General features: G+C 70.0%; 19 protein-coding genes and 1 rRNA gene. 11 read left to right on the top strand and 9 right to left on the bottom strand.

Going from position 1 to position 19,211, the window contains the following annotated elements:
* Positions 1-7 precede the first annotated feature (7 nt).
* Both rrf and HHX40_RS32380 read left to right on the top strand, forming a co-directional pair.
* A 5S ribosomal RNA gene (rrf, locus tag HHX40_RS32385) occupies positions 8-124 on the top strand.
* Positions 125-969: 845 nt separating this feature from the next.
* The gene (locus tag HHX40_RS32380; RefSeq protein WP_307800863.1) at positions 970-1,335 is read left to right on the top strand and encodes a cell division protein SepF; all 366 of its coding nucleotides are present in this window, start codon (positions 970-972) and stop codon (positions 1,333-1,335) included.
* An 86-nt stretch (positions 1,336-1,421) separates the two neighbouring features.
* On the opposite strand, the gene HHX40_RS32375 is transcribed toward HHX40_RS32380, so the two are convergent.
* The 4 genes from HHX40_RS32375 to HHX40_RS32360 all read right to left on the bottom strand — a co-directional run bounded on the left by HHX40_RS32375 (position 1,422) and on the right by HHX40_RS32360 (position 6,273).
* The gene (locus tag HHX40_RS32375) at positions 1,422-2,735 is read right to left on the bottom strand and encodes a hypothetical protein (RefSeq protein ID WP_182883623.1); all 1,314 of its coding nucleotides are present in this window, start codon (positions 2,733-2,735) and stop codon (positions 1,422-1,424) included.
* Positions 2,736-2,850: 115 nt separating this feature from the next.
* Entirely contained in the window at positions 2,851-4,572 is a 1,722-nt protein-coding gene (gene argS, locus HHX40_RS32370) for an arginine--tRNA ligase (RefSeq protein ID WP_182883603.1), read from the bottom strand.
* 85 nt (positions 4,573-4,657) lie between these two features.
* Complete coding sequence (plsX, locus tag HHX40_RS32365) at positions 4,658-5,686, bottom strand: phosphate acyltransferase PlsX (protein ID WP_182883602.1); 1,029 nt, start codon at positions 5,684-5,686, stop codon at positions 4,658-4,660.
* 17 nt (positions 5,687-5,703) lie between these two features.
* Positions 5,704-6,273 (bottom strand): DUF1707 SHOCT-like domain-containing protein, encoded by a 570-nt coding sequence (locus HHX40_RS32360; RefSeq protein ID WP_182883601.1) that lies wholly within the window; start codon positions 6,271-6,273, stop codon positions 5,704-5,706.
* Positions 6,274-6,677: 404 nt separating this feature from the next.
* Here HHX40_RS32360 and HHX40_RS32355 point away from each other — a divergent pair, with 404 nt between their 5' ends.
* On the top strand, positions 6,678-7,736 hold the full coding sequence (locus HHX40_RS32355; RefSeq protein ID WP_182883600.1) for a hypothetical protein: 1,059 nt from the start codon (positions 6,678-6,680) through the stop codon (positions 7,734-7,736).
* An 87-nt stretch (positions 7,737-7,823) separates the two neighbouring features.
* Here HHX40_RS32355 and HHX40_RS32350 read toward each other — a convergent pair whose 3' ends face one another.
* The 4 genes from HHX40_RS32350 to HHX40_RS32335 all read right to left on the bottom strand — a co-directional run bounded on the left by HHX40_RS32350 (position 7,824) and on the right by HHX40_RS32335 (position 10,362).
* Positions 7,824-7,994 carry a hypothetical protein gene (locus HHX40_RS32350; protein WP_182883599.1) on the bottom strand — a complete coding sequence of 57 codons (171 nt, stop codon included), beginning with the start codon at positions 7,992-7,994 and terminating at the stop codon, positions 7,824-7,826.
* A 62-nt stretch (positions 7,995-8,056) separates the two neighbouring features.
* The gene (locus tag HHX40_RS32345; RefSeq protein ID WP_182883598.1) at positions 8,057-8,593 is read right to left on the bottom strand and encodes a YbhB/YbcL family Raf kinase inhibitor-like protein; all 537 of its coding nucleotides are present in this window, start codon (positions 8,591-8,593) and stop codon (positions 8,057-8,059) included.
* Between the two features lie 19 nt (positions 8,594-8,612).
* Entirely contained in the window at positions 8,613-9,455 is an 843-nt protein-coding gene (locus HHX40_RS32340) for an ABC transporter ATP-binding protein (RefSeq protein ID WP_259403106.1), read from the bottom strand.
* A 1-nt stretch (position 9,456) separates the two neighbouring features.
* The gene (locus tag HHX40_RS32335; RefSeq protein ID WP_117409997.1) at positions 9,457-10,362 is read right to left on the bottom strand and encodes an ABC transporter permease; all 906 of its coding nucleotides are present in this window, start codon (positions 10,360-10,362) and stop codon (positions 9,457-9,459) included.
* Positions 10,363-10,755: 393 nt separating this feature from the next.
* On the opposite strand from HHX40_RS32335, the gene HHX40_RS32330 reads away from it, so the two are divergent.
* The 5 genes from HHX40_RS32330 to HHX40_RS32310 all read left to right on the top strand — a co-directional run bounded on the left by HHX40_RS32330 (position 10,756) and on the right by HHX40_RS32310 (position 16,447).
* A complete protein-coding gene (locus HHX40_RS32330; protein WP_182883597.1) occupies positions 10,756-12,423 on the top strand; it encodes a peptide ABC transporter substrate-binding protein in 1,668 nt (555 codons plus the stop codon).
* 113 nt (positions 12,424-12,536) lie between these two features.
* The gene (locus HHX40_RS32325) at positions 12,537-13,478 is read left to right on the top strand and encodes an ABC transporter permease (protein WP_117409999.1); all 942 of its coding nucleotides are present in this window, start codon (positions 12,537-12,539) and stop codon (positions 13,476-13,478) included.
* Positions 13,471-14,394: an ABC transporter permease gene (locus HHX40_RS32320; protein WP_117410000.1), complete on the top strand. Its 924-nt coding sequence runs from the start codon at positions 13,471-13,473 to the stop codon at positions 14,392-14,394. Before HHX40_RS32325 ends, HHX40_RS32320 begins: the two co-directional genes overlap by 8 nt.
* 12 nt (positions 14,395-14,406) lie before the next feature.
* On the top strand, positions 14,407-15,447 hold the full coding sequence (locus HHX40_RS32315) for an ABC transporter ATP-binding protein (RefSeq protein WP_310738380.1): 1,041 nt from the start codon (positions 14,407-14,409) through the stop codon (positions 15,445-15,447).
* Complete coding sequence (locus tag HHX40_RS32310; RefSeq protein ID WP_117410002.1) at positions 15,431-16,447, top strand: ABC transporter ATP-binding protein; 1,017 nt, start codon at positions 15,431-15,433, stop codon at positions 16,445-16,447. The genes HHX40_RS32315 and HHX40_RS32310 overlap by 17 nt, the downstream gene beginning before the upstream one ends.
* A 16-nt stretch (positions 16,448-16,463) precedes the next feature.
* Here HHX40_RS32310 and HHX40_RS32305 read toward each other — a convergent pair whose 3' ends face one another.
* The gene (locus tag HHX40_RS32305) at positions 16,464-17,270 is read right to left on the bottom strand and encodes an SAM hydrolase/SAM-dependent halogenase family protein (RefSeq protein WP_182877947.1); all 807 of its coding nucleotides are present in this window, start codon (positions 17,268-17,270) and stop codon (positions 16,464-16,466) included.
* 108 nt (positions 17,271-17,378) lie between these two features.
* Here HHX40_RS32305 and HHX40_RS32300 point away from each other — a divergent pair, with 108 nt between their 5' ends.
* From HHX40_RS32300 to HHX40_RS32290, 3 genes are all read left to right on the top strand, one after another.
* On the top strand, positions 17,379-17,660 hold the full coding sequence (locus HHX40_RS32300; protein WP_117410004.1) for a DUF3263 domain-containing protein: 282 nt from the start codon (positions 17,379-17,381) through the stop codon (positions 17,658-17,660).
* Positions 17,661-17,725: 65 nt separating this feature from the next.
* Positions 17,726-18,547 carry a trehalose-phosphatase gene (gene otsB / locus HHX40_RS32295; protein ID WP_182883596.1) on the top strand — a complete coding sequence of 274 codons (822 nt, stop codon included), beginning with the start codon at positions 17,726-17,728 and terminating at the stop codon, positions 18,545-18,547.
* Between the two features lie 10 nt (positions 18,548-18,557).
* Positions 18,558-19,166, top strand: coding sequence for a hypothetical protein (locus HHX40_RS32290; protein WP_182883595.1), 609 nt, complete (start codon positions 18,558-18,560; stop codon positions 19,164-19,166).
* Positions 19,167-19,211 lie beyond the last annotated feature (45 nt).

Here is a 19,211-nt window from a genome sequence, read left to right as displayed (position 1 = left end):
ATGGGGTTACGGCGGTTATAGCGGTGGGGAAACACCCGGTTACATTCCGAACCCGGAAGTTAAGCCTACCAGCGCCGATGGTACTGCACCGGGGACGGTGTGGGAGAGTAGGACGCCGCCGGACAATCTTTTGAGGGGGGCCATCCCGTTTGGGATGACCCCCCTTTTTTTGTGCCCAAATACCGGCCGTCACGGTGTGTCCGGTGTGACCGCGGCCTTCAGCAGAGGTTCGACGCGGTAGGGGATCTGGGTCGACAGGGCGATCGTCGTGTCCGACCGCCGGCCGACCTCGCCGGCGCCTGCCGGTGCTCTGAGGGCCTTGCGGTGACGGGCCGGTGGGTGAGTGAGGGCCGGATGTGGGGCTAAGACGGGAAGTTCGGGCCCTCCGGGAACCTATGGGCGTCTGTGTGCCTCTAACTTCTCGTGTGGCAACGTCATCGGCTCCGGTACCGAACCCAGGATCACCAGCGGCCTTCCGACCGGCCCTGGGCTGCGCGTTCGGCTGTATGGAGGCCGCGACCGCTATCGCAAATATTTTCGAATTTCGAATTCCCGGCCTCCGGGCGGGGCATCCGCCACGCAATTCGATCATCTTGGCCGGCGGTTCGATTCGTGCTCCCGGCACCCGCCGGCGGCGGCTCTACCAGCAAGATCTTATTTCCGGAACCCTTCATCGGCGGCGTACGTTGTGATCTACTGAGGGAACGATGTCCTTCCTGATGACCGGGAAAAATGTTTGCGAAGTGTTCCGTGGGGTAGGCGGGTTCGAGAGTTACCCTGGAAGGGCTGAAACAGAATTGACGACGAAGACATACGCACTCGGCCGCTACATTATCCAACCAACAACCCTTAAACGGCCGGGCGTGTCGGTGGGGGTTCGCTGAATCGTCGATTACGGTCCCGTGTGTAGGGACAAGCCCGGAAAAGGACAAGCCGGAAAAGGACGAGCCGATGGGGGCTGTGCGCAAGGTGGCAAGCTACCTTGGCCTGGGTGGGGCAGAGCAGTACGACGAGGCCTACACCGACGAGGACGAGTACGAGGACGACTGGATGCCGGCGGCCGAGCGCGCCGCCAAGCGTTGGCAGCCCAATGCCGACCCTGCCCACATCGTCATGGTCCGCCCGCACAAGTACGACGACGCCCTGACGATCGGCCGGCACTTCCGCGAGGGCCACACGGTGGTGATGGACGTGGCGGGCATGTCGACCGCGGAGGCCACCCGCATGGTCGACTTCGCCGCGGGCCTCGCCTACGGCTGTGAGGGCCGCATCGAGCGGATCGCGGACAAGGTGTTCCTGATCACCCCCGCGAACGTGGAGGTCTCCAGCGCCTGAACCGGCGCCCCACACGCGCCTGACAGACTGACGGGCCCTCTCCCATACAGCGGGAGAGGGCCCGTGGTTCGTACGGCGAAGCGGCGTCAGGCGGCCCGTGGGCCCCGGCGCAGGAGAGTGGTGATCTCGCTGAGGTCGCGGGCGGCGACGGAGGCCCGCTCCTCGGACTCCCTGGCGTATTCGTGCAGGGCCCAGACGGCCTTGTCGGCGAGATCGCCGAGCTTCCCGGCCCGCGACTGGACGTACCGCACGTCCGAGTGCTCCTGGATGCGGTGCCGCCACAGCAGATGACCGCCCACCGCGGCGATCACCAGGCCGCCGAGGGCCAGCGGCGGGTTGACCACGAAACCCCAGGCGAAGACGGCGGCGGCGAGGACCAGGAGCAGGTACGCCGGCCAGGGCCGGGCACGCTTGGGCACGCACTCGGTGACGAGGCGTTGCTCGGCCGCCGCCATCGACTCCTGGTCGGGGCCCTCGGGCCGGAGCCGTACCGCATAGCCGAGGATCGGCACGTCCAGGGCGTCCGGCGGGGGCTCGCGCACCACGTCGACAAGCGCCTCGGCGGCGGCCCGGACGGCGGGCGCCGCGACATGCAGGGCGAGCGCGGCCAGATGCGGATCGGCGTCGGGGCGCAGGTCCTGCAGCAGATGGCCGGTGAGCGAGCTCAGCGGCCCGTCCGGGCCGCCCTGCCCGACCAGCGTGCGGAGCACGGCCAGCGGCTCGTCGTCGGCCCACACGGTGCCGCGTACGACCTTGGTGACCTCGCCCGGCTGCCGGGTGGAGGTGATCGCGTCGCAGCGCTCACGGAGGCGCTGCAGCGTCACCGACGCCTGCAGGGACCGCTCGATCTCGGCGACCTTCGCCAGTTCGGGGAACGGCTCCAGGGAGGGGGGCACCGACGTCTCCGGCGATCCGGGCACGATGGCCTTCAGCCAGCGGTCGTCGGTGGCCGGCACGTCGACCGCGTCCAGCTTGCGCAGCACGAAGATCTTGCCGACCGGCCCGTACGCCCCCCGCGCCGCGGCCAGCCACAGGGCCCGCTGGCCGGGGGCCACCGGGTGGTCCTCGGAGAGGTCGCCGAAGGCGGTGCCGAGCCAGGACGCGTGGATGCGGTCGCCCTGGCCGCAGACGGCGAGGGCGAGGCACAGGAACAGGGCGGTGCGCCGTTCGTCCAGCTGGGAGGCGAGGGCCAGCGGCTCCAGCGCGTCCGCGCCCGACAGGATCAGCACGAGGGTCTCGACCGCCGGCGCGAGCCAGTATCCCGGCACGTCCGTGACGCCCGGCGGCAGCTCGGGCGTGGTGCCGTCGGCCGCCAGGCTGACGAGCAGCGCTTCGGCGTAGCGGTGCAACTCCGTGGCGTCGGCCACGTTTCCGGGGTCCGGACTCGTGGTCAGGTCCATGCTCACGCGGATCGCTCCCCGAGGGATCGGCTGGCACTCCCTTGCCCGCGCCAGACTAGACGCTCGGCGCGCTGACGAGGGGTTAGGCACGCCGGAGCGGGTTCGGGCACGCCGCTCACATCCGCTCGGGCACTTCGATGCCGAGCAGGTCGAGGCCCCGCAGCAGCACGCGCAGCGTGAGCGCCGACAGGGCCAGGCGCGACTGCCGTACGGACTCCTCCTCGGCCTTGAGGACCGGGCAGCCCTCGTAGAACGAGGTGAACGCCTGCGCGAGGTCGAACAGGTAGTTGCAGAGCCGGTGCGGCTCGGACAGCTCGGCGACGGCGGCGACCACCGTGCCGAAGCCGAGCAGTTGCAGCGCCAGCGCCCGCTCGGCCGGGTGACCGAGCACGATCGGGCCGGTGACCGACTCCGGGTCGATCCCGCCATTGCGGAAGATCGACCGGATGCGGGCCGTGGCGTACTGGAGGTACGGCCCCGTGTTGCCGGTCAGCGCGAGCATGCGGTCGAAGTCGAAGACGTACTCGCTGTCGTGGCTGACCGACAGGTCGGCGTACTTGACGGCGCCCATGCCGACCTGGCGGGCGATCTGCCGCCGGGCCTCCGGCTCGTACCCGCGTTCGGCGATGACCGCCTCGGCCCGGACGACCGCCTCCTCGAGCAGCTCGGTGAGCTTGACCGACTCACCGCTGCGGGTCTTGAACATCTTGCCGTCGCTGCCGAGCACACTGCCGATCTGGACGTGCTCCGCCTTCACCTCGTCGTGCAGCCAGCCGGCCATCCGGGCCGCCGCGAAGACCATCTGGAAGTGCAGCGACTGGGTCGCGCCCACGACGTACAGGACCCGGTCGGCCTTGAGGTCGCGGACCCGGTAGCGGATCGCGGCGAGGTCGGTCGTGGCGTAGCCGTACCCGCCGTCGCTCTTGCGGACGATGAGCGGCAGCGGCTGGTCGTCGCGGCCGGTGAAGCCGGGCGGGAAGACGCACAGCGCGCCCTCGCTCATCTCGGCCACGCCCATGCGCTCAAGCTCGTCGCAGACGTCGGCGAGCATGGGGTTGTACTTGCTCTCGCCCGCGATGTCGTCGTCGGTGAGCGTGACGCCGAGCGCGCGGTACACCTTGTTGAAGTAACGCTTGGTGTACTCGATGAACTCGTGCCACAGGCGCAGGGTCGGCGGGTCGCCGCCCTGCAGCAGCGGCACCCTGCGGCGGGAGCGCTCCTCGAACGCCTTGTCGGTGTCGAACTTGTGCCGCGCCTCCTGGTAGAAGGCGTTGCCGTCACCGGCGGCCAGGCGGCCGAGCGCCTGCTCCTCGCCGATGTCGAGGAGGTGCTCGATGAGCATGCCGAACGGCGTGCCCCAGTCGCCGAGATGGTTCTGCCGGATCACCTGGTTGCCGACGTGCTCGTGCGTACGCGCGAGCGTGTCGCCGACGATCGTGGTGCGCAGGTGACCGACGTGCATCTCCTTGGCGGCGTTCGGCGCCGAGTAGTCGACGACCACGGTCTGCGGAGCCGGCTGCGGCACGCCGAGGCGGTCGTCCAGCAGCCGCTGGCCGGCCTGCTCGGCGATCCAGCCGTCGCGCAGCGTCAGGTTGAGGAACCCGGGCCCGCTGACCTCGACGCTCACGTCGGAGGTGTCGAGGTGGCCCGCGATGGCCTGGGCGACCTCCCGCGGCGCACGTCGGAGCCGCTTGGCCAGGCTGAGCGCGACGTTCGCCTGGTAGTCGGCGAACTGTGAGGGCCTGATCAGCGGATCTTCGGTGGCGTACTCCGGACCGAAGGCGGAGCCCAGCGCCTGCTGGACCCGCTCGGTGAGCACGAGCTGCGGGTCGGTCATGCGTCAAGCTTATCGGCGCGCGACTTCGGCCCGCCTGCCGAAATCGGCGGCCGTCCCGCCGTCCGTCCGGCGGTCGTCCGCATGGTCAGCGGCGGCGGTGCGACCGGTTGCCCGCGGCGATCCGCTCGCCGATCCTGGCGACGACGCCCTGGGCCGACAGGCGGGCCGCGAGCTCGCAGGCGGCGGCGACCCCGCGGGCCCGCGACGAGCCGTGGGCGATCACCACCGTGCCGTTCAGCCCGAGCAGCACGGCCCCGCCGTGCGCCTCGGGGTCGAGCCGGCCGGCCAGCTCGCGTAGCCGGGCCCGCTGCAGCATCCCGCCGAGCCGGGCCAGGCGGCTGTCCGCGATCGCCTCCCTGAACTGGTCGAAGGTGTACCGCACGGTGCCCTCCACCGTCTTCAGCGCGACGTTGCCGGTGAACCCGTCGGTGACGACGACGTCGGCCTTCCCGGTGAGCAGGTCGTGTCCCTCCACGTTGCCGACGAAGTCGATGCCGGGGGTGGCGACGAGCAGTTCGTGCGCGCGTTTGGCGAGCTTGTTGCCCTTCTCGGCCTCGGCTCCGATCGTGAGCAGGCCGACGCGCGGACGCCGCGTGGCGAGCACGGCCTCCGCGTACGCCACCCCGAGTTGGGCGAACTGCACCAGCATCTCGGGCTTGGCGTCCGCCGTGGCCCCCGCGTCGAGCAGCACGGTGGGCTGGGGAAGCGTCGGCAGGCCGACCGCGATGGCGGGCCGTACGACGCCCTGCTGGGCCCGCAGGCGCAGCCGTCCCGTGGCGACGACGCCGGCGGTCGACCCGGCGGACACCACCGCGCAGGCGTCGCCGCGCCGGACGAGATGGCACGCGACGGCGATGCTGGACCGCGGGCGCCGCAGGCTCGCCAGCGCGCCCTCGTTCATCGCCAGGGCCTCCTCGGCGCGGACGATGGGGATCTCGGTGACCGCGTCGTGCCCGGCCAGCTCCTGGTGGAGCACCCGGGGATGGCCGACGAGCACGACGGGCACGCCGCGTTCGCGCACCGCCCGCACGGCTCCCGCGACGATCTCGCCGGGCGCGTGGTCGCCGCCCATGGCGTCCAGGGCCACGGGCAGCGTACGGCCGGTGGGTTGCATGGCCGAATCGTAGGCCGTCAGCGGCGCGTCCCCCGGTACACCACGATCTTGCCGAAGCGCGCGTTGCCGGTGAGCCGGATCAGCGGGCCGTTCTCGGCGCCGTCCCCGCCGCTGATCGCGCGCTTGGAGAACACGGTGCCGCCCTGGTCGATCACCCTGGCATCCGGGGGGACGGTGATGATGATCTTCCCGCAGAACGAGTTCACCTCAAGCGTCACCTCCCGGCCGGGCAGGACCGCCTCGTCGAGGTCGACGATCAGCGCTCCGAAGACGGCGCTGAGCTCGGTGTGCCGCCCGGCGATCCAACGTCCGCGCCGTATGATCTTGCTGAACACCGCCGAGATCCGGAGCCGGTCCGTGGGGAGCGCGGACGTCTGGCCGGACACGTCCGGCAGATCCCTGATCAGTGGCACGAGTTCGCCCAGCGTCACGGCGTGGTAGACGGAGTCGAGCCTGTCGGCGTGTTCGAGGCTCGTCAGGCGGCCGGTGGCCAGCGCCTCGCCGAGCACGGCCGCGATCCTGTCGCGGTCGGCGTCGGAGGCGCGCTGCGCGGGATCGTCGCCCGCGTACGGGGTGAGGTAGGTCACCCCGACAGCCTAACTCCTAACGCGATATGTCGCGATAGCGCCAGTCGGGAGCAGGGAGTCCCAGGGGCCGCGGGCCGGCGCCCGCCGGGTGCGCGTCACGGGCGCCACGCGCGCGTCGCCAAAAGCGAGCGGAAAAATTCACCGCCGCGACCGGGCGCGGTGTTTACCGTAGCTTTCTGCTGCGCGGGGATTGGGGCGACCGTGAAGTGGTCGTCCGATGCTCGATATCCCGATTTTTCTGGCGCGTCGTCCTGCCTGGATCCCCCACCTCGATGGGCCTTCCGGCGCGAACCGCGGTGATAGAAATGCCGACGTCTTTGTCGGCGTGCCCGCCGACGCACGGGGGTTCTTGGGTTCGTCATTCCCACTCTCGTGAAAAGGAATATGAACCGGGGGCAAGTCAAATGAAACGACTGGTTAGGACAGCCGTCGTCGCCGTCGCAATCGGCGTCGCCGGCATGCTCGCCGCGCCCGCGCAGGCCGAGGGGTGCGCGGTCAAGTGCACGAACACCCGGGTCGCGGCGGTGGCGAGCCTGCTGGCCGACCTGCGGGCCGGCGTGGTCGCCGACGCGGTGGCCGGCACGACGAGCGGGGCGGCGAGCGGCACGAGCGCCGCGGCGAGCGGCGCCGTCGCGCAGGCCGACGCCGCCGCCCAGGTGGCGGTGAACGTGACCGCCGCGCTCCGGGCCGACCTCGTCGCCGTCGCGGACCTCGCAGGCACGACCACGGCCGCTCTCACCGCGACCGCGAACGCGCAGATCAACGCCGCGGCCGTCATCGCGGCCGACATCGCCGCCGACATCACGGCGGACGCCACAGTCGATGCCACTGTCGACGCCGCGGCCGCCGCTGCCGCGGACGCGACGATCACCGTCGACGCGGCCGTGATCGCCACCCTGGAGGCGCATCTGCGCGCCGCCCTGCAGGCGGTCGTCGACGCCAGGGCCACCGTGGAGGCGGCCGTGCGCGCCAAGGCGAAGGCCGTCGCGGCTCTCACCGCCCAGGTCGGCCGGCCGGTCGTCACGACCTCCGGCCGGGCCGCCGACGCCGTGGATGCCTCGGCGGCGGCCGTCGCCGCCGCGGGCGCCGACGTCAGCGCCGCGCTCGACGTCACCGCCAGGCTCAAGGCGCTGCTCAACCTGAACGGCGCCGCCGCGGCGACCGCCGGCAGCGCGGGCGGCCTGCTGACGCTGGTTCCGTGCGCCGACACGAGCAGCACCCGTACGGTGACCGCCGACGTCGCGGCCCGCGTGAACGCGGACGTCCGCGCGGTCGCCGGGGTCGCCGCGACCACCACGAGCGTGCCGGCGCGGGGAGCCGGTGCGGCCACCGCCGCGACGTCCCGGTTGGCCTCCTCCGCGGCTGTCACCGCCGACGCGGCCCTGTCGGGCGCCGTGTCGTCCGCACCGGGCCTGGTGTCCGGCGCAGTCCCGACGGGGCGGGTGCGCGGGTACGGCAACTGACCCAGGAATCGAACATTCCGGCTTCGGCCACGACGAACGGCCGGCACCTCGTGAGGGTGCCGGCCGTTCGCGTCCCGGCGAGGGGTGCTAGTTGGGCGACTCGGAGGAGGCGCGCAGGTAGGTGCGCCTGGCGATCTGGGCCTGCAGGCGGGCCATCTGCCAGTGCAGATCGATGAGCTGCTCGGCGATCAGCCCGACGGGCAGCTCCGAGGGGTCTTCGGCGGCGAGACTGTCGATCGCCGACGCGAGGTCGCTCATCCCGGCCCTCCGCTATGTCGAATCTCCGTTCGAATCATAGTGGAACGCCGGGCCCTGTGGCATCAGGTTTCGTACACCGGTGCGATAAGGCCGCGGGCGAGCGTGTTGGCCGTGACGTTGAAGCCGACCACGGCGGGCGGCGCGTCGGTGTCCAGGCCGAGGGACTCCACGCCCAGCGCGTGCACGGCGAAGAGGTAGCGGTGCGGGTGTCCGGGCGGGGGCGCCGCGCCGCCGTACTCCTTCGTGCTGAAGTCGTTGCGGGCGTGCCTGGCCCCCTCGGGCAGTCCCTTGAAGTCGGGGCCGTTGCCCGCGCCCGCCGGCAGCTCGGTGACGGAGGCCGGGATGTCGAACAGCACCCAGTGCCAGAAGCCGCTGCCCGTGGGGGCGTCCGGGTCGTAGCAGGTGACGGCGTAGCTCCGGGTGCCCTCGGGGGCGCCCGACCAGCGCAGGTGCGGGGAGACGTTCTGCCCGCCCATGCCCCAGTCGTCGAACACGTGGGCCTCGGGGAGCCTCTCGCCGTCCCGCACGTCGTCGCTCTCGACGGTCAGCGCGGGCACCTCGGGCAGGTGGTCGTACGGGATCGGTGGCGGCGTCGGCACGTTCACCCCTCCGTTTCTCTCAGGCTTTGTTGTACGCCTCCAGGACTTCCTGGGGGTCGCCCTGCATTCTGATCTTCCCCTTGTGCAGCCATATCACGCGGTTGCACGTCTCCTCGATCACGTCGAGGTTGTGGGCGACCAGGAAGACGGTGCCGGCGGACTGGCGCATCTGCTTGATGCGGTCCTGGCTCTTGCGCTTGAACTCGCGGTCACCGGTCGCGAGCGCCTCGTCGATCAGCAGCACGTCGTGCGTCTTGGCCGACGAGATGGCGAAGCGGAGCCGGGCGCCCATGCCGGACGAGTAGGTCGACATGGGGAACTGGACGAACTCCCCGATCCCGGAGAAGTCCACGATCTCGTCGTACTTCTCGCGTACCTCGGCGGGCGTCATCCCCATGGCGTAACAGCCGAGGATGATGTTGCGCTCGCCGGTCAGCTCCTTCATGAGGGCCGCGTTGACGCCGAGGAGGGAGGGCTGGCCGTTCGTGTAGACGGCGCCCTTGTGCGGGGGCAGGAGACCGGCGATCGCGCGCAGCAGGGTCGACTTTCCCGAGCCGTTGCGGCCGATGATGCCGATGGCGTCGCCGTGGTGGGCCACGAAGCTCACGCCCTTGACGGCGTGGACCTCCTTCATCTGCGGCCGTCCCTGGCGCCGGAGAAGGCGCATGAGCGCGTTGGCCGCGTTGCCCTTCTCGGCGTCGCCGGCCGAGCCGTACACCTTGTAGACGATGTGGAGGTCGTCGACGATGACGGTCGGCGTCCCGGTCGTGGAGTCGGGCGACTCGGGGTCCCGGGTCTCGGAGGGGGTCTGCGTCTTGGGGTCTTGGGGCGCCACCTGGGACAGCTCCTGCTCCTTGGTCAGCTCAGCCACGGCCGTACCTCTCCTCGGCCCGCCAGAAGTACCAGAAGCCGACGATCACCGCGAACACTGCCCAGAATACGCAAGTCACCCACGCCCAGCGCTCCGGGAAACGCTGGTAGATCAGCAGGTCGCGCATGAACTCGATGTAGGCGGCCGCCGGGTTGAACTCCAGCGCCCAGCGGAGGAAGTCGGGGAGCTCCCGGGTCTTGTCGTCGATCGCGTAGAAGACGCCGGAGGCGTACAGCCAGGTGCGGGTGATGAAGGGCAGGAGCTGGTTCATGTCCCGCATGAACGCGCCGACGCGGGCCATGAACAGGCCGATGCCGATGTTGAACACGGTCTGCATCGCCAGCGTGACCGGGACCAGCAGCCAGAGCCAGGTGATCGGCTCCCCCGTGACGAGCACCAGCAGGAGCAGCACGCCCATCGAGTAGCCGAGCTGCTGCAGTTCCTGCATGGTGTACGCGAGCGGGAGCGAGGCGCGGGGGAAGTGCAGCGCGCGGATCAGGGACAGGTTCGACGAGATCGACTTGGCCCCGCTGATCACCGTGCGCTGGGTGAAGGTGAACACCATGACCCCGGTGATGAGGAACGCGGGGTAGTTGACGATCGACTTGCTCTGCCCGAGGATCACGCCGAACATCAGCCAGTAGACCGCGGCGTTGAGCAGCGGCGTCAGCACCTGCCAGAGCTGGCCGAGCATCGACTCGGAGTACTTCGAGACGTTGCGCGACGTGGCGTACGTGAGGATGAAGTGCCGCCGGTCCCACAGTTGGCGCAGGTAGGCGGGCATGCTGGGGCGTGCGATGGCGCGTCGCAGTCCGTGACGCTCCGCGAGCGCGGCCAGCGACTCCGGGGCTCGGCCGCCACCCTGGGCCTCCGCGACCGCGGATTCCGGCTGGCTCATGGCAGTGACTCTATTGGATGGAGGTCGGTGGGACGGCTGTCGCACCGGACGTGGCTGCGACTGGTCAACGGTAGCCCAGGACATCGTGATAAGGGGACCGGGGAGGGGGTGCCACCGACTCCGCCGGTCAAGGGCTCGCACTCTCACGGTGAATGTACGCTAAAGGGGGTTTTAGTGCCTATCTGGGCGTTTAGGGTTGGCACGCGGGACTGCGTGTGTGACGCCCGACTCGCGCACGTGTGACCGAACTGCAACGTGCCGGAGATACCTCTGGTGCGAGAGGTGAGGGATGCTCCGGACGACTGGCAGGACGTCAGCTGGTTTGACGGTGCCCGCAAACCCGGGGTCGCACCAGCGTGAACGCCCATCCTAGAGGGAGGACCAAGATCCGCTATGCGTGTGACTAGGGGCGTAAGGATTACCGCCGGAGCAGCGCTGCTGGCGCTCGCCGTGGCCGCCTGTGGCGGTGGTGGAGGGTCCGACAACTCAGGCTCCGGCTCCGGTTCCGCCGCGCAGCCGGTCCGCATCGAGATCGCCGAGCCGCAGAACGACCTGATTCCGGGCAACACCGGCGAGACCAGCGGCGCCGAGGTGCTGAACGCGCTGTTCATCGGTCTCGTCGACTACGACGACCAGAAGAAGCCGGTCAACCGGATCGCGGAGTCCATCGACTCGACCGACCAGACCACCTGGACGATCAAGCTCAAGGACGGCTACACCTGGCACGACGGCACGCCGGTCACCGCCCAGAACTTCGTGGACTCCTGGAACTACACGGCCTACGGGCCGAACCAGCAGCAGTCCAACTACTTCTTCTCGGTGTTCAAGGGCTACGACGCCATGAACCCGCAGGACCCGGACGGCGAGGAGGGCCCGAAGAAGGCCGCCGAGCCCACCGCGACGACGCTGTCGGGCCTCAAGGCGGTGGACGACAAGACCATCTCGGTCGAGCTCACCCACCCCTACTCGGGCTTCCCGACCATGCTGGGCTACACCGCCTTCTACCCCCTGCCGAAGGCCGCCTTCGAGTCCGAGGGCAAGCTGAAGGCCGACTACGGCTCGAACCCGATCGGTGACGGCCCCTTCAAGATGAGCAAGCCGTACAAGCGCGGGACCGACCAGACGGTCGAGATGGCCCGCTTCGACGGCTTCAAGGAGGGCAAGGCCAAGGTCGACGCGCTCCAGTACAAGATTTACACCGACCTGAACACCGCGTACAACGACCTGCGGGCCGGCAACCTGGACATCATGGACCAGCTGCCGCCGGAGCAGATCGGCGGCGCCAAGGCCGAGTTCGGCGACCGCTACATCGAGCAGCCCTCCTCCGGCATCGGCTGGCTCGGATTCAACATCAAGAGCGGTGACGCGTACGCCAAGAGCCGCGAGCTGCGCACCGCGATCTCGATGTCGATCGACCGGGCGACCATCACCGACAAGGTCTTCTCCGGCACCCGCGTCCCCGCCGACGACAACATCAGCCCGGTCGTCGCCGGTTACCGCAAGGGCGCCTGCGGCGAGGCGTGCACCTTCGACCCCGCGAAGGCCAAGTCGCTCTGGGACTCCAACGGCGGCAAGGACGTCAAGTCCATCGACCTGAGCTACAACGCCGACGGCGCCCACAAGGAGTGGATGGAGGCGGTCGCCAACAACATCCGCACCAACCTCCAGGTCGAGGTCAGCGTCAAGCCGTACGAGAAGTTCGCCGACATCCTCAACGACCTGGGCGACGGCAAGGTCAAGGGCGCCTTCCGGATGGCGTGGATCATGGACTACCCGTCCCCGGAGAACTACCTCCGCCCGATCTTCGGGACCGGCGGCAGCTCCAACTACGTCCAGTACTCCAACAAGGAGTTCGACGAGCTGCTCAACAAGGGTGACTCCGCCGCGTCCCTCGACGAGGGCGTGAAGTTCTACCAGCAGGCCGACGACCTGGCGCTGAAGGAGATGGCGTACGTGCCGATCTACTTCTACACCACGAACGGCGCGTTCTCCTCGAACGTGAAGAACGTCAAGATCGACCCGTTCGAGCGCATCGACGTCTTCAACGTCGAGCGGGCCTGACCGAAGAGCTATTCGGGGGGCGGTCCTTGATCTGCCCCCCGGTAGTCGACCATCCTCAGGGGCAGTCCATGACAGACAGAATGGGCTGCCCCTGTTCATGACCGGGAGACCTCATGGGTCGCTACGTGATCAGACGCCTACTGCAGGCGATCCCTGTACTGGTGGGGACCACGTTCCTGCTCTTCGCCACCGTCTACGCGCTGCCGGGTGATCCCATCGCGGCCCTGGGCGGGGACCGGCGTCTCGACCCCCAGCTTGTGGCGCGCATGCGCGAGCAGTTCCACCTGAACGATCCGCTGCTCGTCCAGTATTGGTACTACATCCGCGACATCGTGTCCGGTGATTTTGGCACCACCTTCCGCGGGGTGCCGGTGTCCTCGCTGTTCCAGGGCAAGTTCCAGGTGACCTTCCAGCTCTCGATCACCGCCCTCGTGTTCGAGGCGGTCATCGGCGTGGGGCTGGGCCTGTGGGCGGCGCTCCGCCGGGGCAGGTGGCAGGACCAGGCGGTGCTCGCCTTCACCCTGCTGCTGGTCTCGATCCCGACGCTGGTGAGCGGGTTCGTCCTGCAGCTCGTGCTCGGCGTGAAGCTGAAGCAGAACACCGGGATCGACTTCTTCCCCGTCGCCGGGATCCAGGACGGCATGCGGAGCTACATCGTGCCCGGCCTGGTGCTGGCCGGGCTCTCGATCGCCTATCTCACCCGGCTCACCCGGACGAGCCTCATGGAGACGCTCCGCGCCGACTACATCCGCACCGCCGTCGCCAAGGGCCTGCCACGACGACGGGTGCTCGGCCGGCACGCGCTGCGCAACTCGCTCATCCCGCTGATCACCTATCTGGGCGCCGACCTGGGCACGCTGATGGGCGGGGCGATCATCACCGAAACGATCTTCAACCTGCCCGGCATCGGCCAGCAGCTCTTCCAGTCCGTCTACCTGCGTGAGAACGCGGTGGTGGTCGGTATCGTGACCGTACTGGTCCTGGTCTACGTCCTGGCCAATCTGATCGTCGACCTGCTGTACGCCGTCCTCGACCCCCGGATCCGCTATGAGTAACGCGACTGTGGCCGAATCGGCCAAGGACAAGGACGCCAAGCCGGAGAAGGCCCGCAGGCCGGCCAGTCTGTGGTCGGACGCCTGGCACGACCTCCGCCGGAACAAGGTCTTCATCCTGGGATCGATCCTCGTGCTGATCCTGATCCTGATGGCGGCCTTCCCGTCGCTGTTCTCGTCCGTCAACGCCTACGACCCCTCCACCTGCGACCTGAGCAACGCGCGGGAGGGCATCACCTCCAAGCACTGGTTCGGCACCGACAACCTCGGCTGCGACACCTACTCCAGGGTCATCTACGGCGCCCGGGTCTCGGTCATCGTCGGCATCGCCACCTCGCTGATCAGCGCCATCGTCGGAGGCGGGCTCGGCCTGCTGGCGGGCTACTACAGCCGCTGGGTCGACGTGCTGCTGTCGCGGATCGCCGAGATCTTCTTCGCGATCCCCTCGGTGCTCGGCGCGCTGCTGTTCCTGTCGGTGGCCGGCCGGGAGAACGCCGGAGCCTGGATCGTGGTCCTCTCGCTCGCCGTGCTGGCCTGGCCGCTGATCCTGCGGATCATGCGGGCCGCGGTCATCTCGGCCAAGAACCAGGACTACGTCACCGCGGCCCGGGCGCTGGGCGCCGGGCCCGGCCGGATCATGGTGCGGCACATCCTGCCCAACGCGATCGCCCCGGTGATCGTGACGGCCACCCTCAACCTGGGTGTCTTCATCGCCGCCGAGGCCGGCCTGTCCTTCCTGGGAGTGGGCGTCCAGCCGCCGGCGATCTCGTGGGGCCTGATGATCGGCGACGCCCGGCGCCGGTTTCTGGAGGCGCCGGAACCGCTCATCTTCCCCGCGCTCTTCCTGAGCATCACCGTGCTGGCGTTCGTCATGCTGGGCGACGCCGTCCGCGACGCGCTCGACCCGAAGCTTCGATAAGAGGGGCGGCAAGTGAAGAACCCATCTGTCGACACGCATCTGCTCCCGGCGGAACGCGCGGGCGACGAACCCCTGCTCGCCGTGGACAACCTGCACGTCGAGTTCCAGACCCGCCAGGGCGTCGTACGGGCCGTGAACGGCGTCTCCTACTCGGTCAACGCCGGAGAGACGCTCGCGGTGCTCGGGGAGTCGGGCTCCGGCAAGTCGGTCACCGCGCAGGCGATCATGGGCATCCTCGACATGCCGCCGGCGCGCATCCCCAAGGGGGAGGTCCGGTTCCACGGCACCGACCTGCTCACGATGCGGGACGAGGACCACAGCCAGATCCGCGGCCGCCGGATCGCGATGATCTTCCAGGACGCGCTGTCCGCGCTCAACCCGGTGTTCACCGTGGGCTGGCAGATCGGGGAGATGTTCCGCGTCCACCAGGGCATGTCCAAGCGGGACGCCCGCAGGAAGGCCGTGGAGCTCATGGACCGGGTCAGGATCCCGGGCGCCAAGTCCAGGGTCGACGACTTCCCGCACCAGTTCTCCGGCGGCATGCGCCAGCGCATCATGATCGCGATGGCGATCGCGCTGGACCCGGAGATCCTGATCGCGGACGAGCCCACCACCGCCCTGGACGTGACCGTGCAGGCGCAGATCATGGGACTGCTGGCGGAGTTGCAGCAGGAAAGCGACATGGGCCTGATCCTGATCACCCATGACCTCGGCGTCGTCGCCGACGTGGCCGACAAGATCGCGGTCATGTACGGCGGGCGCATCGTCGAGCACGCCTCGGTCTTCGACGGGTACCGCGCTCCCGCCCACCCCTACACCAAGGGCCTGCTGGAGTCGATCCCCCGGGTGGACCTCAAGGGCCAGGAGTTGTACGCGATCAAGGGCATGCCGCCGAACCTGCTCGACATGCCCACCGGCTGCGCCTTCCACCCGCGGTGCCCGTATCGCAAGGAGAACTGCGTGACCGACGTCCCACCGCTGTACACGGTCAGCGACACCCGCGGCAGCGCCTGCCACTACTGGAGGGAGGTTCTCGATGACGGCTCCCGCTGAGCCCATCCTCGAAGTCCGCGACCTGGTGAAGCACTTCCCGCTGAACTACGGCGTGGTCTTCAAGCGGCAGGTCGGCGCGATCAAGGCGGTGGACGGGGTCTCCTTCGACCTGCGCAAGGGCGAGACGCTCGGGGTCGTGGGCGAGTCGGGCTGCGGCAAGTCCACGCTGGCCAAGCTGCTGATGGCGCTGGAGCGGCCCACGTCGGGCTCGGTCCGGATCAACGGCAGGGACATCACCACCGCCAGGGGCGCCGAGCTCAAGCGGATGCGCCGCAACATCCAGATGGTGATGCAGGACCCGTACACCTCGCTGAACCCCCGGATGACGGTCGGCGACATCGTCGGCGAGCCGTTCGAGATCCACTCGGACGTCGCGCCGAAGGGCGGCCGGCGGCAGCGGGTGCAGGAGCTGCTGGAGGTCGTGGGCCTCAACCCCGACCACATCAACCGCTACCCGCACCAGTTCTCCGGCGGCCAGCGTCAGCGCATCGGCATCGCGCGCGGCCTCGCGCTCCAGCCGGAGATCATCATCTGTGATGAGCCGGTCTCCGCCCTCGACGTGTCGATCCAGGCGCAGGTGATGAACCTGCTGGAGCGGCTGCAGAACGAGTTCAACCTCGCCTACATCTTCATCGCGCACGACCTGTCGGTGGTCCGCCACATCTCCGACCGGATCGCGGTGATGTACCTCGGCAAGATCGTCGAGCTCGGGAACGACGCCGAGATCTACGACAGCCCGACCCATCCGTACACGCAGGCGCTGCTGTCGGCGGTGCCGGTGCCCGACCCGGAGGGCCGGGAGACCCGCCAGCGCATCATCCTGCAGGGCGACCCGCCCTCGCCGGCCAACCCGCCGTCGGGCTGCCACTTCCGCACCCGCTGCTGGAAGGCGCAGGACATCTGCGCCGAGCAGGAGCCCGCGCTGGAGGCCCGCCCGGGCAGCGCGCATCCCAGCGCCTGCCACTTCGCGGAGGCCCGCGACGTGGTCAACGCCGAGTAGGAGACCCGCCGCCGGGTCAGCGCCCGGGCGACAGCCGTACGTGCGCGCCCGGGGGCAGGCCCAGGCGGTCGGCGGCGTCCCCGGCGTTGATCGCCATCGCGACCAGGCCGGCGGAGTCGGCGAACGCCACGAGGTCGCCCGGCGGCACGGCGGTGAAGGTCTCCCGGTACGGCACCGCGACCTGGCGACGGCCCAGCCACACGGCCAGGGTGTCGCCGAGCCGTACGCCGATCTCGGCCAGGTCGGTCGCGGTGATCGAGAACTGGACGTTGCCGTGCCGGTCCACCGACAGCACCTCGCCCTCCGCCGCGCCGTCCCGCAGGCGGCAGGTCGGGGCGGGCAGGGTCACCAGGCGGTCCACCGGCATCGGCGGTCCCACGTCGGCCACCGCCCGGCCGGCGCACAGGTGCGCCGCCACCGGGGCGAACAGGTCGCGTCCCTGGAAGGTCGGTGAGACGTTGGCCAGGAACAGCTCCCTGTTGGTGATCTCGTAGGCCGCGTCGGCGCCGCCGGCGGCCCGGACGGCCCACGACAGGACGCCGTTGTCCGGGCCGACGAACACCCGCCCGCCCGCCTCGACCGCGACCGGGCGGCGGTTGCCGCCGACGGAGGGATCGACGACGGCGAGGTGGACGCCGGCCGGCAGATAGGGCAGGGTCTGCGCCAGGATGGCCGCGCCGCGCCGCACGTCCCCGGCGGGAACGAGGTGACCCACGTCGATGATCCGAGCCTGCGGTGCGATGCCCGCGATCACGCCGTGGCACGCGGCGACGAACCCGTCCTCCAGCCCGTAGTCGGTAAGAAGCGTGATTACAGAGCTCACACCACGTGACACTACGTCGGCCGCTCTCCTCTGCACACCCCGGGTCGTCCAACGTCGTGCGTCCCTTTACCATGAGGGACGGGCTCGCGGCCGATCGAGGAGGAGCGGATGGACACCGAACCGACCGGCGGCGACGGGCTCGACCTCTCCGACCGCGACCGCGAGATGCTCGCGTTCGAGCGTCAGTGGTGGCGGTACGCGGGCGCCAAGGAGCAGGCGATCAGGGAGGCCTTCGGCGTCTCCGCCACCCGGTACTACCAGTTACTCGGGGAGCTGATCGACCGGCCGGAGGCGCTGGAGCACGACCCCATGCTGGTCAAGCGACTGCGCCGGATGAGGGCCGGCCGGCGGCGTGACCGCTCCGCCCGCAGGTTCGGCATGCACCCCTGAGACACCCGCTCACCGTCCCCGCACGGCGCGCCGAAGCGTCCCGACCACTTCTCCGGAACGAGGCCATGACACTGCCCGCGCACCCAGGACTCGACGCGATCGTCGCCGACCCGGCAGGCGCCGTGATCGGGCTCGACTACGACGGCACGCTCTCCCCGATCGTCCCCGACCCCGCCGCCGCCCGCGTGCACCCCGCGGTGCCGGGCGTGCTGGCCGCGCTCGCCCCGCTCGTACGCGCCGTGGTCGTCGTCACCGGCCGGCCGCCCCTGACGGCCATCGGCCTGGGGGAGGTCCCCGGCGGGCCGTCGCTCGGGGACGTGCCCGGCCTGGTGATCCTCGGTCACTACGGCCTCGAACGCTGGGAGGACGGCCGCGTGACCGCCCCGCCACCGCCGCCGGGGCTCGACCTCGTACGGACCCGGCTGCCCGATCTCGTGGCCGGGCTGCCGGGCGCGTGGATCGAGGACAAGGGCCACGCCGTCGCCGTGCACACCCGGCGGTGCGCCGACCCCGCCGCGGCCCTGGAGGAGTTGCGCGGACCGGTCGCGGCGCTGGCCGGGGAGGCCGGGCTCGCGGTCGAGCCGGGCCGCATGGTGCTGGAACTGCGGCCCGGCGGCATGGACAAGGGCCGGGCGCTGTCGGCCTTCCTCGCCGAGCGCGGCGCACGCTCGGTCATGTTCGCCGGCGACGACCTCGGCGACCTCGCGGCCTTCGCCGCGGTCGAGGAGGCCGGCCTGCCCGGCGTACGGGTGTGCAGCGGGTCCGCCGAGGTGACCGAGCTGGCGGAACGCGCCGACCTGGTGGTGGACGGCCCCGACGGCGTGGTGGCCCTCCTCGGCGACCTGGTGGAATCGCTTGGCAAGCGGTCTGCAAGCGGGCAGGTCTAACGTTCCGGACATGAACCGGAAGACCATCCCGGCCGGGCTCGCCGTGCTGACCGCCGCCCTCGCGGCCGCCACCCTGGTGGCTCCCGCGGCGGCGTCCGCGAGCGACCTCGGCGGCACCAGGCAGGTACACCTGCGCAAGGGCCTCACGCTCACCATCCCCGCCTCGTGGCGGGTCGACGCCGTCCGCACGGACTGGACCCGCGTCATCACCGGCTCGTGCCCCACGCGCGGCACCGCGGACTACGGCTTCCGCGACTCGGGGTGCCACAGCTTCTGGGTCCTGGGTCCCAAGGCCATCAAGATCGGCCATGAGCTGTTCAACGCGTACACGCCGGACGGGCCGTTCTATCCGGCCACCGACGTCGGGCCCTGCCCGGTGCGGAAGAACCTCTACATCGGCCAGACCAAGCTCGTCGCGAAGGGGCTGCGCCAGGTCGGGCCGGGGCACAAGGCCTACTACCGCGACTGGGCGGGGCCGTGCGTGACGATGACGAAGTTCAAGGTCAAGGCCCACTTCCACCAGCGGGAGTGGTTCCTGCCCACGTCGAAGATCCTGATCGTCGACCAGTGGAACACCCCCGGCCTGGACGGGACCCTCAGGAAGGCCACCTGGCACTGACCTCTCGCCGGCATCGCCCCGCAAGTCGTCTCCAAGTGGCCTGGC

The sequence above is a fragment of the Microbispora sp. H10949 genome, assembly GCF_014161435.1.
Classification (GTDB): domain Bacteria; phylum Actinomycetota; class Actinomycetes; order Streptosporangiales; family Streptosporangiaceae; genus Microbispora; species Microbispora triticiradicis.
Note: the sequence above shows the minus strand (reverse complement) of the source record. Positions and strands in the feature narration are given on the sequence as shown.

Bases quoted from the DNA above. Each gene is read 5' to 3' on its own strand.
- HHX40_RS32335 (WP_117409997.1), bottom strand. From the start codon at position 10,362: ATGAGCCAGCCGGAATCCGCGGTCGCGGAGGCCCAGGGTGGCGGCCGA.
- HHX40_RS32355 (WP_182883600.1), top strand. From the start codon at position 6,678: ATGAAACGACTGGTTAGGACAGCCGTCGTCGCCGTCGCAATCGGCGTC.
- HHX40_RS32290 (WP_182883595.1), top strand. From the start codon at position 18,558: ATGAACCGGAAGACCATCCCGGCCGGGCTCGCCGTGCTGACCGCCGCC.
- HHX40_RS32375 (WP_182883623.1), bottom strand. From the start codon at position 2,735: ATGGACCTGACCACGAGTCCGGACCCCGGAAACGTGGCCGACGCCACG.
- HHX40_RS32310 (WP_117410002.1), top strand. From the start codon at position 15,431: ATGACGGCTCCCGCTGAGCCCATCCTCGAAGTCCGCGACCTGGTGAAG.
- HHX40_RS32320 (WP_117410000.1), top strand. From the start codon at position 13,471: ATGAGTAACGCGACTGTGGCCGAATCGGCCAAGGACAAGGACGCCAAG.
- HHX40_RS32300 (WP_117410004.1), top strand. From the start codon at position 17,379: ATGGACACCGAACCGACCGGCGGCGACGGGCTCGACCTCTCCGACCGC.
- otsB (WP_182883596.1), top strand. From the start codon at position 17,726: ATGACACTGCCCGCGCACCCAGGACTCGACGCGATCGTCGCCGACCCG.
- HHX40_RS32350 (WP_182883599.1), bottom strand. From the start codon at position 7,994: ATGAGCGACCTCGCGTCGGCGATCGACAGTCTCGCCGCCGAAGACCCC.
- HHX40_RS32330 (WP_182883597.1), top strand. From the start codon at position 10,756: ATGCGTGTGACTAGGGGCGTAAGGATTACCGCCGGAGCAGCGCTGCTG.
- plsX (WP_182883602.1), bottom strand. From the start codon at position 5,686: ATGCAACCCACCGGCCGTACGCTGCCCGTGGCCCTGGACGCCATGGGC.
- argS (WP_182883603.1), bottom strand. From the start codon at position 4,572: ATGACCGACCCGCAGCTCGTGCTCACCGAGCGGGTCCAGCAGGCGCTG.
- HHX40_RS32325 (WP_117409999.1), top strand. From the start codon at position 12,537: ATGGGTCGCTACGTGATCAGACGCCTACTGCAGGCGATCCCTGTACTG.